Source organism: endosymbiont DhMRE of Dentiscutata heterogama, assembly GCF_002888635.2.
Taxonomy (GTDB): Bacteria; Bacillota_I; Bacilli_A; order Mycoplasmatales; family CGIF01; genus CGIF01.
The window spans coordinates 201,436-214,948 of the sequence record NZ_LN828718.1; the positions used below are offsets into that span (position 1 = coordinate 201,436).

9 protein-coding genes, 1 tRNA gene and 1 rRNA gene are annotated in these 13,513 nt (G+C 37.7%); 9 read left to right on the plus strand and 2 right to left on the minus strand.

Going from position 1 to position 13,513, the window contains the following annotated elements; all coding sequences use genetic code 4:
- Positions 1 to 198: 198 nt before the first annotated feature.
- The gene (locus DHMRE_RS01330) at positions 199 to 1,530 is read left to right on the plus strand and encodes a hypothetical protein (protein ID WP_322632587.1); all 1,332 of its coding nucleotides are present in this window, start codon (positions 199 to 201) and stop codon (positions 1,528 to 1,530) included.
- A gap of 241 nt (positions 1,531 to 1,771) precedes the next feature.
- Complete coding sequence (locus DHMRE_RS01335) at positions 1,772 to 2,125, plus strand: hypothetical protein (RefSeq protein ID WP_322632588.1); 354 nt, start codon at positions 1,772 to 1,774, stop codon at positions 2,123 to 2,125.
- 28 nt (positions 2,126 to 2,153) lie between these two features.
- Here DHMRE_RS01335 and glyA read toward each other — a convergent pair whose 3' ends face one another.
- Positions 2,154 to 3,374 carry a serine hydroxymethyltransferase gene (glyA, locus tag DHMRE_RS01340; protein ID WP_322632589.1) on the minus strand — a complete coding sequence of 407 codons (1,221 nt, stop codon included), beginning with the start codon at positions 3,372 to 3,374 and terminating at the stop codon, positions 2,154 to 2,156.
- A gap of 321 nt (positions 3,375 to 3,695) precedes the next feature.
- On the opposite strand from glyA, the gene DHMRE_RS01345 reads away from it, so the two are divergent.
- The 6 genes from DHMRE_RS01345 (at position 3,696) to DHMRE_RS01370 (ending at position 9,517) form a co-directional block, all read left to right on the plus strand.
- The gene (locus DHMRE_RS01345; RefSeq protein WP_322632590.1) at positions 3,696 to 5,147 is read left to right on the plus strand and encodes a J domain-containing protein; all 1,452 of its coding nucleotides are present in this window, start codon (positions 3,696 to 3,698) and stop codon (positions 5,145 to 5,147) included.
- 51 nt (positions 5,148 to 5,198) lie between these two features.
- Positions 5,199 to 5,286, plus strand: a tRNA-Ser gene (locus DHMRE_RS01350).
- Positions 5,287 to 5,367: 81 nt separating this feature from the next.
- Complete coding sequence (locus DHMRE_RS01355) at positions 5,368 to 5,604, plus strand: 30S ribosomal protein S15 (RefSeq protein WP_322632591.1); 237 nt, start codon at positions 5,368 to 5,370, stop codon at positions 5,602 to 5,604.
- A 6-nt stretch (positions 5,605 to 5,610) separates the two neighbouring features.
- Entirely contained in the window at positions 5,611 to 6,093 is a 483-nt protein-coding gene (locus tag DHMRE_RS01360; RefSeq protein ID WP_322632592.1) for a hypothetical protein, read from the plus strand.
- A 143-nt stretch (positions 6,094 to 6,236) separates the two neighbouring features.
- A 16S ribosomal RNA gene (locus DHMRE_RS01365) occupies positions 6,237 to 7,756 on the plus strand.
- 57 nt (positions 7,757 to 7,813) lie between these two features.
- A complete protein-coding gene (locus DHMRE_RS01370; protein WP_322632593.1) occupies positions 7,814 to 9,517 on the plus strand; it encodes a hypothetical protein in 1,704 nt (567 codons plus the stop codon).
- Positions 9,518 to 9,740: 223 nt separating this feature from the next.
- On the opposite strand, the gene DHMRE_RS01375 is transcribed toward DHMRE_RS01370, so the two are convergent.
- Complete coding sequence (locus DHMRE_RS01375) at positions 9,741 to 9,878, minus strand: hypothetical protein (RefSeq protein WP_322632594.1); 138 nt, start codon at positions 9,876 to 9,878, stop codon at positions 9,741 to 9,743.
- Between the two features lie 138 nt (positions 9,879 to 10,016).
- On the opposite strand from DHMRE_RS01375, the gene DHMRE_RS01380 reads away from it, so the two are divergent.
- The gene (locus DHMRE_RS01380; RefSeq protein ID WP_322632595.1) at positions 10,017 to 13,283 is read left to right on the plus strand and encodes a hypothetical protein; all 3,267 of its coding nucleotides are present in this window, start codon (positions 10,017 to 10,019) and stop codon (positions 13,281 to 13,283) included.
- Positions 13,284 to 13,513 lie beyond the last annotated feature (230 nt).

Below are 13,513 nucleotides of genomic sequence, written 5' to 3' on the forward strand. Positions count from 1 at the left end.
AATAATAATAATAATATGACACCAATCGCAAAAAAAAAAAAAAAAAACAATAAGTATTCTTTGTGAAAATATATAAGACGAGTTAAATCAACAAGTACCGGGCGTTTTTTTGTACTTTAAGTAGAATTTAAACAAAAGTAGAACATTAAAATTTAAATCTTAAAAAAATTAATATTAAAAAAGTATCAATAAAACGCTATGTCAAATCAATTTAATAATCAAAGGTGTAGCAAATGCTACCAAAAATATTCAGGTTTAAAAGCAACGTGTTCTGATTCTAGTTGTAATCGGGAACACTTTTTTCAAAAAAATGGACAACTTTTTTGTGTTGTGTGTTTAATGAGAGAAGGAAATATAAAATGTCGAAAATGTAGTAAATCGATAACTTGCTTAGAAGAAATGGGCAAGTGGAGGGGGAACGTGTTTTCGTCGGATGACCATGCTTATGATATCAACAATTTTGGGTGTGAATGTCGCGAGTGTAATCATAGCGAAAACGGAAAAAGAAAGTTAAAACGTTGTCAGGGAACCTTTTCCGTTGATTACAACGGAGGTCGCAAAGCCAAATACGGCTCCACGCAATATAATCAATGTGATTCAACCGTTCCGATTGACGGAGGGGATTTTTGTCAGCAATGTCAAGGTCAAACGGAAAGCTACCAACAACTAAGGGCTAGATTAGATGCCGAACACAAGCGAATGTTTGAAGAATACCGCCGAGCCCGGGAAAAAGCCCAAAATTGGTGGAATACTCTTTCGAGTTCCGAGTGAGAAAAAGAATTAGCGAGGGTGGTCGAAAATATGAAACTAGGAAAATACTGAGCGAATGAAACAAAAGAAGGTTCTGGTTCTGGGTGAGTCCCTGATGGTAGTTATTGATATATCAAGAACGGAAAATTAGTTTCCGATAGCCCGGATTTGGTTCCGCTTCAAATCTCGGATGAGTTTCTGGAAAAAGAAATTGGATTTAGGGATAATTTAGCACTAGAAATGATACATAATCAACAAATGGTAGTGAGGAAAAATAATAATGATAATAGTTCACCGTTGGCTGATAATCCTGTTTCTCCTACTCAACCACCACAATTCGGTAAAAATCAGGAAAATAACCAAAAACCATTAGTAAACAACGATAAAAATGGCGAGAAAAAAATAGAGATCACTAATCCTAATGATAATAAAAACCTGGTTATCGACTTGAAAAATGTCAAAAAAATAACCTTGCGAGGCGATGGAAATTTAGAAATTGAATTTAATAATAGTGAAAATGATGATTATTCAATAAGCCAAATTGTAACTGACGAACAAATAAGTAATAACCAAGAATTACAAAAAATTAAAAATTATTGTCAGGAGAAAGGCAAAAATAGTTTAAACCAGCAAGAATTAAATAGCCTTCTTGCTACTAAAATTACCACTCCAGAAAAGCCCCGTGATGGCGATAATTCTCTTTTAATGATAAGCATCATTGGTGGGACTTTAATAGTGGGAATGGTGATTGGATTATTTTGGAGAAAGAAAAAGAGATAACAAAAAAGGGGACGTTCTGTCCCCTAATAATTAAATTAAAAAGGTTTAAAATGAAGTTTAAAAGTAAGAATTATGTTCTTGGAGAGAAAAGTTTATAAAGAGTATCCATAGGCGATATAAAAAGCCTATATGAGTAAAATATAACAAAGTTAAAAGCCACAAAAAACCCTCCTTTTGCGGCTGGCTATTCTAATAATTGAGACTTAAAAGGTTTGAATTATTAGTAATTTTTTTCAATTGTATGACTACATTATTCATTAAAAAATCTCCCCAGTCTAAATTACTGACTCTCTGTGCCATTACTAACAAGGATAAAGCCCATCCCCTAGTTGAAAAAAAGCCTTGAAAAACCACTTTAATTTCTGAGAAAAAAACTCTCTATTTATACATTGACAAAGAAAATGAAGATTATAATTTTTTCAATCTTTACCATTTTTTTGTCAATTTTTCTGGTAATAATGAAAGAAGTTTAAATATCGATATTCAGTCTTTCATTTCGAAAAATCTGTCTGAAGAAGAAGCAATTCAAGCCATTAGCGAAGGAATATTATTTGGCTCGCATCCTAAAATAAGATTTAGTGAGAAAAAGTCATAAAGAAGAAAATTAAACAACTAAAACCAAGTTAAAAAGAAAATTTTCGACTCAAATATCTAATTTTCCTTTTCACCCTTTTTGTTGTTTTTTCGTCTTGATAATTTCGCAACACTAAATCGATTATTTTCGCAATTCGCAAAAACTCTTTTTTTCCTAATCCCCGAGTAGTCAGAGCCGGTGAACCCAGACGAATGCCACTACTAATTCGGGGCTTTTCACTATCGTAAGGTATCATTTGTTTATTGGCGACAAGACCCGCTTTTTCTAGTATGGAAGCGGCTTCCCGACCAGTTAAATTATAACTTTTTTTAGTGTCAATAACTAGCAAATGAGTCTCAGTACCGCCGCTAATCACCTTTACTCCCTTTTGGTGAAAAAAACCGGCCATAGTTTTAGCATTTTCTAATACTTTTTTTTGATACTCTTTAAATTCTGGTTGTAAAGCCTCAAAAAAACATTGGGCTTTGGCAGCAATGATCGCCAAATTTGGACCACCCTGGTTGCCGGGAAAAACAGCTTTATCTATTTTTGATCCCAATGTTTTTTTGGCTAAAATTACGGCTCCGCGCGGCCCCCGCAAGGTCTTATGAGTGGTCGAAGTAATTATATCTGCATAAGGGACCGGACTGGGAAATAAACCTGCAGCCACTAATCCGGCTACATGGGCGATATCGGCCAACAAATAAGCCCCCACTTCGTCAGCAATTTGCCGAAATTTAGCAAAATCTATTTGTAAACTATAACTACTATAGCCAGCAATTATTAACTGCGGACGTGCTTCCTGGGCTATTTTTCTAATAGCCTCGTAATCTAACTTTTGGGTGCTAGGGTCTAAATTATAATAGTGGACTTGATAGAAAATTCCGGAAAAATTAACTGATGCTCCATGTGTCAAATGTCCGCCAGATAAAAGATTCAAACTTAAAATCTTGTCTCCGGGTTTTAATAGTGCTAAATAAACTGCTTGATTAGCCTGGGCCCCCGAATGGGGCTGAACATTAGCATGTTCGGCTCCAAATAATTTTTTTGCTAAATCGATAGCCAAATTTTCTATTCGGTCAATATATTTACAGCCTTGATAATAACGATTTTCGGGATAGCCTTCGGCATATTTAGTCATTAATAAGGAGCCGCTATAAAACAAAACTTCTGGGGAGGGATAATTTTCACTGGCGATTAGGTTGAGAGTTTTTTTTTGCCGTTTTAATTCTTGTTGGTAATAATAATTAAGGGGGGATTTGCTTTTCATTTTCACCATTTATAATATTTTACGATTGTGGTTTAGTTTTAGTTATTAACGAGAAACAAAAAGCATGTTAAGTCCATCATCAAAAACGTAAAAAATAAATATAATACAAAGTTTAATATAATCAAAGAAATTGAAATCATTCTCGTATAAGTAAATAAAAGATAAAAAAGCCAATTAATATGTCTCGCATTCTCAGTAAAAAAATGAAAAAAGATGTCAGTTGAACCCAAGAGGGGAGAAATCGCAAATTAATCGGGCAAGTGAAAAGTTTAGAAGAAGAGATTGGGGAAAGAGAATAATAAAAATTGTAAGCAATTAAACATGATTGACTATTATCAAATATTAGGAATAAGCAAGGACGCAACCCCAGACCAGATAAAAACAGCCTACCGACAATTAGCCCTCAAATGGCACCCGGATAAAAATCTCAATAATCGTGCCGAAGCCGAACGAAAGTTTAAAGAAATTGTTGCGGCTTATGAAGTTTTATCTAACCCGACGGCCCGGGCTGAATACGATAAAACTGGTTCGGCACCATCGTCATCAACGGGTTTGGGAATTGGTAGTGTTCCGGCAAATTGGCGTTGAGATGCCTGGATGGCCATTAAAAATGCCCTCGACCAACATAATATTTGAAAATACCAAGATTTAGACCCTGAATATACAAGTTTATTTAATCATAGTGGAGGTTGTGGAGCAAGTGGCGAACGTAAGGATTTTTTTCTTCATATTGTAATCTGTTTGGATACTTATTCGGAAGCCGAGGACTTTAAAAATCGGGCTTTGGGTGTTATTAATAAGTATGTAACTGAATTAAATAATTTTAAGGAGGAAGTTATTCGGCGCATTGAGGCTTACTCAGAAAAACTGAATGCCGAAAGCAAAAAAATCTTTGAAAGCTCGAATTCTGACGGCTTAAATTGAAGAGAACATATTCGCAAAAGTGAATATGCTAGTAGCAAAACTTATATAATTACTTTTGAAAATACTATGAAAAACTTTATTGACGGTTTGAAAAATAATGAAACAGATGGAATGAAACGTGAAGAGGAATGACGTAAATGGCAAGAACAATTTAAGAACATAGGAAAAGGTTCTCAATATTCAGGAGACAAGTCCGGAAATGGCAATTCTAAAGACCCTCTAATCCAACTTATACATCAAGTTGAGGATGAAATAAGTGCTAAACTAAATACGGCGGGAGTAGCCGAAACCGATTTAGATTCTTCTCTCTGGTCGCCTTATAGTTTTTGGCAGAAAAAATTACATAGTTCTAACCAAACTAGCGAAGTAAATGATTTCAAAAATAAAATGTTTGCGGCCATTGACGAAGCCCAACAAAAAAAGAATAATCAGAATGGAACCGGACCCAATGGTCCAACACCAACTCCTAACGGAAACCCTAACCAAAATAACCCTAATTATAACCAAAAGAAAAATGATTTAACCACAAAAATTAGCACCTTGAAGCAAGAAATTGAACAATTAAAAAACAACTCCAATCCAACTTCCGACCAGCAAGAACAATTGACAGACAAAGAGAACGAATTACAAGATTTAGAAAAAGAATTAGAGGATGTGGAAAAATCTAATCCTACTCCACAACGGTCACAATCCGACAACAATTTCCCTACTGGTTGAGTGGTTGGTGGCGGAATTTTAGTGTTAACAGGAATAGTGGTAGCATTCATTATCAGGAAAGCAAAAAAAAAAAAAAAAAACACTAATCGAGCCACAACCTCAACTGAAAAATATTTTTCCTCATATTCCTAAAAGTCGCTAATTCAATCTGGCAAAAAAATAATTAATATAATTGCTGGAAAAGGAGCGGTAGCCTAGTGGTCGAAGGCGCTTCACTGCTAACGAAGTAATTGTTTCCAATTCGAGGGTTCGAATCCCTCCCGCTCCGCCATTTAATCGTTAAATCAAACAACAATAAAGTCCAAAATTGCGTCTCAGTCACAACAAAGTTATTGTAAAATAATAAATATAAATGATAATGAAAAAAAATTATCAACTTCACGAAAAGGATACGGGTTCAACTGCTCTCCAAATAATCTCATTAAGGAGGGGATTAAAAAGATTGGGCGGACATTTAAAAGAAAATAAAAAAGATGTTCCGGCCGCCCGAGCCTTAAAAAATAAAATAGCCAAGGAAAAAAGATTTTTCAAGTATCTAAAAAGGCGTAATCCTAATGCTTTTGAAAAATTAAAAAAAGAATTAAAATAATATTATATGCCAGAAGTCAAGGAAAAAAAACATTTCTGCCCCGCCTCTTCGGATGGAAAAAAGAATAACCAAATAATCTGTGCGGGAGCAATAAAAGGAAAAGTATTAGCAGTAGAAAGAGTTTCAAACAAACAAAACAATAAAGGTCAAAAATCTTGAAAAATAAGAATAAGCGAGTGAAAAGATTCAAAATTTGACCAAGAGTATGTGGTTTTATACAACCCTGAAGATTACAGCAAAAAGCCCTTGAGAAAATTTCCCAAAGCAGGAAAAGTTTATTGGTTTTTCTTACACAAGTTTGCGAGTGGCAGTCCTAAAAATAACCAGCGGGGTTGACAATTAGTTCACGATTGACAATTGGCCGAAGAAGATAAATCCGAGTCAGATATACTCCAAAAATCTAATCTTTGGCCTTGACTAATTGGTGGTTTGATAGCGTTGGCAGTAATTATTGGAGTGATTGTTTATTTTTGAAGGAAAAATAAATAATTATTAAGAAAAAATCTTGGAGAGATAATTGTAATAAAATAAAAATATGGGTTACTTGTTCTCCTAGAAAAAAACAATGGTTAATAATATCTTTGAAAACTAGACGGAACCAATTTGCCTGTGAGTGAATTCTTACAGTTTATTCTTTTAAGAGTTTGATCCTAGCTCAGGATTAACGTTGGTAGTATGCCTAACACATGCAAGTCGAACGGGATTGTAGCAATACAATTCAGTGGCGAACGGGTGAGTAATGCTTATCTTACTTGCCAATTAGTGGGGGATAACTCTGGTGCGCCAGAACTAATACCGCATTTGTTGCTTCGGCAATGAAAGGGAATCGCAAGATTTTCGCTAATTGATAGGGATAAGTCGTATTAGTTTGTTGGTGGGGTAATGGCCTACCAAGACGATGATGCGTAGCCGGGCTGAGAGGCTGATCGGCCACAAGGGAACTGAGACACGGTCCCTACTCCTACGGGAGGCAGCAGTGAGGAATTTTCGGCAATGGGGGAAACCCTGACCGAGCAATACTACGTGAAGGAGGAAGGTCTACGGATTGTAAACTTCTGTTAGTGCGGAAGAAGGGCTGAATGCAAGTTCAGCCTTGACGGTACGCACAGAGAAAGCCACGACTAACTACGTGCCAGCAGTCGCGGTAAGACGTAGGTGGCGAACGTTATCCGGAATTATTGGGCGTAAAGGGTGCGTAGGCGGCGGAATAAGTTAGTGGTGGAAAATCGGGGCTCAACCTCGTGGAAGTCATTAATACTGTTTTGCTAGAGGACAGGAGAGGTTAACGGAATTCCCTGTGGAGCGGTAAAATGTGTAGATATAGGGAAGAACACCAATAAGGCGAAGGCAGTTAACTATTCTGTTCCTGACGTTGAGGCACGAAAGCGTGGGGAGCAAATAGGATTAGATACCCTAGTAGTCCACGCCCTAAACGATGAGTGCTAGACATTGGAAACTTGATTTTCAGTGTCGCTAGATAACTCGGTAAGCACTCCGCCTGGGTAGTACGCTCGCAAGAGTGAAACTCAAAGGAATTGACGGGGACTCGCACAAGCACTGGAGCATGTGGTTTAATCCGATGCAACGCGTAGAACCTTACCAAGGCTTGACATGTTTGGCAAAACTGTGGAAACACAGCGGAGGTTATCCAAACACAGGTGCTGCATGGCCGTCGTCAGTTCGTGCCGTGAGGTGTATGGTTAAGTCCTATAACGAACGCAACCCTTGGGCTTAGTTGCCAGCATTCAGTTGGGGACTCTAGGCCGACTGCCTGAGTAATCAGGAGGAAGGAAAGGATGACGTCTGGTCGTCATGGCCCTTATGTCTTGGGCGACACACGTGCTACAATGGTTAATACAAAGGGACGCCAACCCGCGAGGGGGAGCAAATCTCAAAAAATTAGCCTCAGTTCGGATTGGAGGCTGCAACTCGCCTCCATGAAGCCGGAATTGCTAGTAATCGCCAATCAGCCATGTGGCGGTGAATACGTTCTCGAGTCTTGTACACACCGCCCGTCAAATCACGAAAGTCGGTAATGCCTGAAACCAGTCTGTTAACCGCAAGGATACAGCTGACAAGGGTAGGATTGGCAATTGGGGTTAAGTCGTAACAAGGTATCCGTAGGGGAATCTGCGGATGGAAATAAAATTTATTAAAAAAGGTTCTGTCTAGTTTTGAGAGTTTATAGAAAAAGCGGCAAAAAAATATCATGGCTAACGAGTTCGAACAAAAAATAGCCCAATATCAATACCGAATAGGGCAAATGGAAGTCGAGGAGATAAGAGACTTTTTTGCTGAATTAAGTCCATTTATCCAAGCCCGCACCAAGGACGACAAGGCTCAACAAGCCGAAGCAGATTTTCAAAAAGGCAAGGATAATTCGCTAACCATTAAAAGTTTGCTGGCCGCATTTAATAGATTAGTTGCTTTGAGCCAAAACGCAACCAGAGAAAAAGCCGATTTATTAATTGAATTATTAGGGAATTTTTCTGTCTCTTATCATCCTAATTCTCCAAGCGGCAAAGGAAAATGGTATGAGCCAAAAAAAATTGGAGTGGGTGGAGTAAGTGCTGCTTGGGAAAGAAATATTTTGGGAAAGATGGGGAATTATCATATAGAGTGGGTGGAGGAAAGAAAAAACTCATTAAGAGCCACCTTAAAAAAATTACAAGAAATAAAAGCAGGGACAGCCCAAACCGAGGAAAATACTGCTAACCAAGACAATAATAACCAGACAAACGAAACTAACAACAATAACGATCAGACAAACAATAATGACGCCCAATTAGCCGCTGAAAAGAAAGTAAAAGTGGTTATAAAAGCCGCTAATGCGGCATTAACCAGTAGTGATTTAGGAGTAGTCGAAAAAGCCACCGCCGAATTAACTGATTTACAGTTTAGCAATAACCAACTAGAAAGAGGAGAATTTAACAAACAAGGCGGAGAGGATTTAGTTGAAAAAATATTAAACAGACAAGAGCAATTAAAAAATTCTGGTCCCCAAGGAGAAAACAACCAAAAAGATGACCCAATTCAACCGGACCGTGCCGCGGCTATTACGGAAATCGCTAATAAACTGACCGAGACGGGAGTCAAGACCAGCGAATTAAGCAACGATTATCACGACTACCAAGCCAAAATGAAAGGCTTCACCAATCTCAACCAAATTAATAATTTCAAAAATAATATGCTAGCGGCCATTGCAGCCAAAGCCCAGGAGAAGCAGGACGCCGAACAAATGGATGATAAAGTCCGAAATAATAGTCAAAAGACCGGTGCAGAATTGAATGAGGCCTTAAAAGAAATAGCCGACGACCACGGCAAAAAAAGTTATGAAAAAAACCGAGACCAAATCGAGGCCGATAAAAGAAGGGCAGCCGTGGCTGACGCCGAAGCCTACCGCCGAGACACTGCCTTGCCATCCTTGGCAAAAATAATGACTAAAAATGAGATCACGGAAAATGAACTAGATGCTGCCACCCAAACCCAATATGAAAAATTAAAAAATGGAGAAATTACCGAACCCGACGCCATTATTGCAGCCGAAAAATTAATTACGGAAAAAATTAGCCAGCAAGGAGCCAGCAAAAAGTTAAATCATCTCCTCAGCCAAGCAAAAAAGGCCTTAAAATCCGGTCAAAAATCCCAAGTAGAAACAGCCTTAAAAGAATTAGTAGCGTTTACAATTGCGGACAACGTTTACTGACAACAAGCCTACAAAGTGCAGCCGGAGTCTAATTCCTTATTATCTCAACTCCGAAATTATTCCGGACAGAACAACACCGAAAACCCAACCCCAGGATTTTTTCGCCCTCAAGTGCTTATTCCGCTCTTTTTGGTTCTCGTTTTTTTGGGCGGAATAATTTTCTCAATCGTTCGTCGCCGGAAACGACAAAAGAAGTTAAAAAAGTAAAAGATTGCTATCTGGCATCTGTTTGGACCAAGAAAAAAATGCGGTTTCAGAACACAAAAATGTATAAAATATATTTGATGACAAAGTTAGAGAAAAAATGAATAAAGGAAAGGTCAGGAGTGGTTAGTTTGTTTCACCGGATTAACTTTTGTTAATTTCCTAATCCCAATTACTCCTAATTATTTTTGACCGAAAAAGTGAATGGGAACAGTTATCTAGTCTGCTAATACTGGGTGCCAGTTACCGCAGTTAAGGTAGCAAAAAATAAATCAAGGGAGTGGAAGAGAGAAAGAGGAAGAACCAAAATCTCTCTCTCTCTCTCTCTCTCTCTCTCTCTCTCTCTCTCTGACAATTCAATCATGATACATAGTAATAACAAGATGAGAAAACATTTTACATATGTGCTAAAATAAAAGGAGAAATATATATAATGAACGTAATAATCAATAATACTCAGCAATAACAAATAAAATAATAATAAAATTATAAATATAAGTATATGACTACAAGAATAACAATTAATGTAAGTGAAATATTAGTAGGTAATGATGCTGGTGGTAAAACAACGATAACTATTAATGCCGGTCATGGTAATAATGGCGCCGGCACTCAGAATCGATTGGAAAGTGAAGATGTTCGTAACGAGGCTGATGGTGCTGTAATGGGTAAACTAGGTAATGCCACTAGTAGTATTAGAACAAGCGCGGGGGGTACAGATGCTAATACTCTCGTAACCAGTATTACGGGAATTAAACTAACACTGCCTACGGCGACAGCCTTAAAGGTGGCTCGCTATATTCAGTGAAAAGGTGCTATAAAAGATAGTAGAGCGGCATCAACAGGTTATTGGATTACTTTTCTGAATATCAGTTATACTGACACTGGTGCTGAACGACTAACACTTAACACCAATAATCTTATTTTGGATGAGAAAAGTTTCACAGGCGGGGATGTTACCGATTGAGATCGGGCAAAAGCCGTAGTCGAAATTGATGATGTTGATATTACCAAAGCCAGTGGTGCGAACGATTTTAGGACTCATAAATATGATAGTGGTACTGCCAATGAGAAAAAAGTGTTTGAGGATTTAGAAGAATTGTTAACTAATACATCTAACAAGTATGAAGATAAAACCGTTAGCAATTTACCAGACGAGGCGGTCATTACTGCCGATTTGGCAAAATTAACTGCTTATTTGAGTGATGGAGCCGGCGCTGCCTCCCTTGCTAATTATGTCCATACTAATGCGGGTGATATCAAAGATGACAATGCTAAAAAAATACTTCGCCTCATAGATAATTTCCAAGTAGCAGGAAAAGGAACTTTTGGTGGTGCAACCAATACTGAAGCATATTACAGAAAACGAATTGACCGGCTGATTATTCTATTAAATGAATTTAAAATCTGAAAAGAGGCTGGATACAATACGATAGAAGAGATTGTTAAAGCCAATGCTAATGGTTATGTAATTTCAAATCGGGGACAAAATGTTAATCCAGGAGCAACTGGAACTCAAACTTTAATTGGTCTAGCAGGGCAGAAAGGTCAAATAGTAGAGGGCTATAAAATAGATAATGGTCCAGTATTAGATGGAGTTGGTGGATATACCACTAATGCTAATAACATAAAATATGTGAAAAAATTTCTGAGTGTAGCCAAGGCGTTCGGTGCCACTATTGGTGGCGATCAAACAACACCAGCAAATACTAATGCGCTAGATGTAAGGCTAAACGACAAAGAATTTAATGCTTCCGATCCGACAGACGCAAATGGAGTTAAATACACAATGAAGCAGATAGAGGCGTTTCTTGGTGACGATTGGTTTGGAAAAAATAATATTGATAATCATAATTACGGAGAAATGAAGGCTGATGAGTACGCCGATGTCAGAAAGACACGGGGCTTCCGACTCAAAGATTTCCTGACAGACGGGAGATACTTTACTACACACGGCATTGCTATTACTGACACTTTTGGGGCTTATGATGGAACAGCAGCCAGCGGAACCAAAGATATGCATCCTACCAAGTTATGTATAGATCTGATACCAGCACCGAGTGCGGATGCAGCGATCGATTTTGCCTTTTTCGGGAAAAGTTACTTTAAGTCAGGTAGTAAATATACCAAAAATGATGATCGATACGATGGAGAAATTTATAAACTTCACTGTAATGAAGTAGACGGGAAAGACGAAAAATGACATTTAAATCTTTATCACGGATGGCTGCTAGAAAGTGGTCATGTTGGAAAGGATGGTAGCACTTATCAAGGAGATGCGAATGACGATTTTGGTGGTGCAGCTTGGACAGGTCATGGTTTTACGGACACTACCCCAGACGGAGATACTGAGAGAGCCAACGCCAAAAAGGCTTACGATGACGTCATGAAATTTTTGGATGTATATACAGTGAATTACACAACAAGCGAAAAAGATAAGTGAGAAAAAAATAAAAAAACTTTACAAGAATATATAGCCAAAGAGACCAGCGATCCAACCAGCAATGAAGGAAAAATTGGTAAGTATTGGAAAACCAGAATAAATGAAAAAATTACTAAAAATGATGCAATATTTAATCCGCAACAAAAAAAATTCGACAGAACTGATGAACTTGATAAACTAATCAAAGCGATCAAAGATGACAACGATAATAAGAAAAAAGTTTATAATGCTTTTAAAGCCTTGCCTGACACAGATGCTAAAAAAACGAATGCCGTTTTCGATGCCTTAAAAACGCTGTTGGGTAAATTAGGCGACACTATTGATAAGCCGAGTGAATTAGAAGCACTAGCGACGGGCAGTGATAAAAAAACTGCTTGGGATATGGTTAATGATAATACCAAAGATAATAGTGGTAAAGGTTGAGCCGAACGAACACTAACCAAAGCCAAAACCGACTTAGCCACTGCGATTGCCACTACTAAAAAAGCGATGGAAAATGAAGGTGATGCAGTAACCAAAACGGATATTGACAATGTTGATAGTATTCAATTAGCCAAAGATATTAAAGTGGTATTTGAAAAGTGTAAAGAAGCCCATAAAGCCAGCGGCTTAACCACTAGCCAATGAGATACTCTCAAAAGTGAAATAACTGCCCTTAAACCCAAAACGGCTGCTTGAAATAAAGTTGAGGCTTACAAAATAAATGATAAAGGATATGCCAGCGAGGCTCTTCGTTTAGCCGAAGAAAATTCAAAATCAGGAGTGGAAAGTTTTGAAGATGCGGTGAACAATTCTACAAGTGTCGAAGAGGTGCGAACCAAGATGAAAGGCAAAGCCGATTCAGACATTAAGCGGGCTCAAATGGCTTGAAAATTAAAAAATTTAACCGGCAGCGACAAAACGACCGAGACCGACCGTTTGCTCCAAATAGTTAATAGGAAGTCTACTAGCACTTACAAAGACAATGACGAGAATGATTACAACCAGATTAATAAAGATATTGAAGAGTTAGAAAAATATATCAATGCTAGTGATTCAGATGTCAAAGGAGTTGCACGGGCAAAAATAGCAAGTTTGGATAGCGAATTTGGTGATGTTAAAAAAAATTTAAAAGCGTGACTTGCTGAATTAAAAAATCGACAAACTACTTTGAAAAGTCAACACCAAAAAAGAGAAGAAAGTAATGGAAACAAAAATCCAGAAAAACCATGATACAAAAAACCAGGCTACATAATCTTGGTTGGTGTGGTAGCGGTAGCGGTGCTTGGAGCCATTGCTTACGCCATAAAAGCCAATAGCCGAACCGAAGGTGAAGGTGATGAGTAGACATTTTGTTGAAAAATAAGGCCGCCAACGGCGGTCAGTAGTTAAAATTGCTGAAAACTAGGTTGAGGAGGACGGAAAGACAAATCGGGTGCTTTGTCCTTTTAAGATTAAATTCAATCGTCCTCCTTTTAATCTAGTTACTGGAGTCTTGTGCTCCCTAATAATTGAGACCAAAAATGTTTGAATGAATAATTGCTCGTAATTATTTATTCCTAAATATGAATAATGTA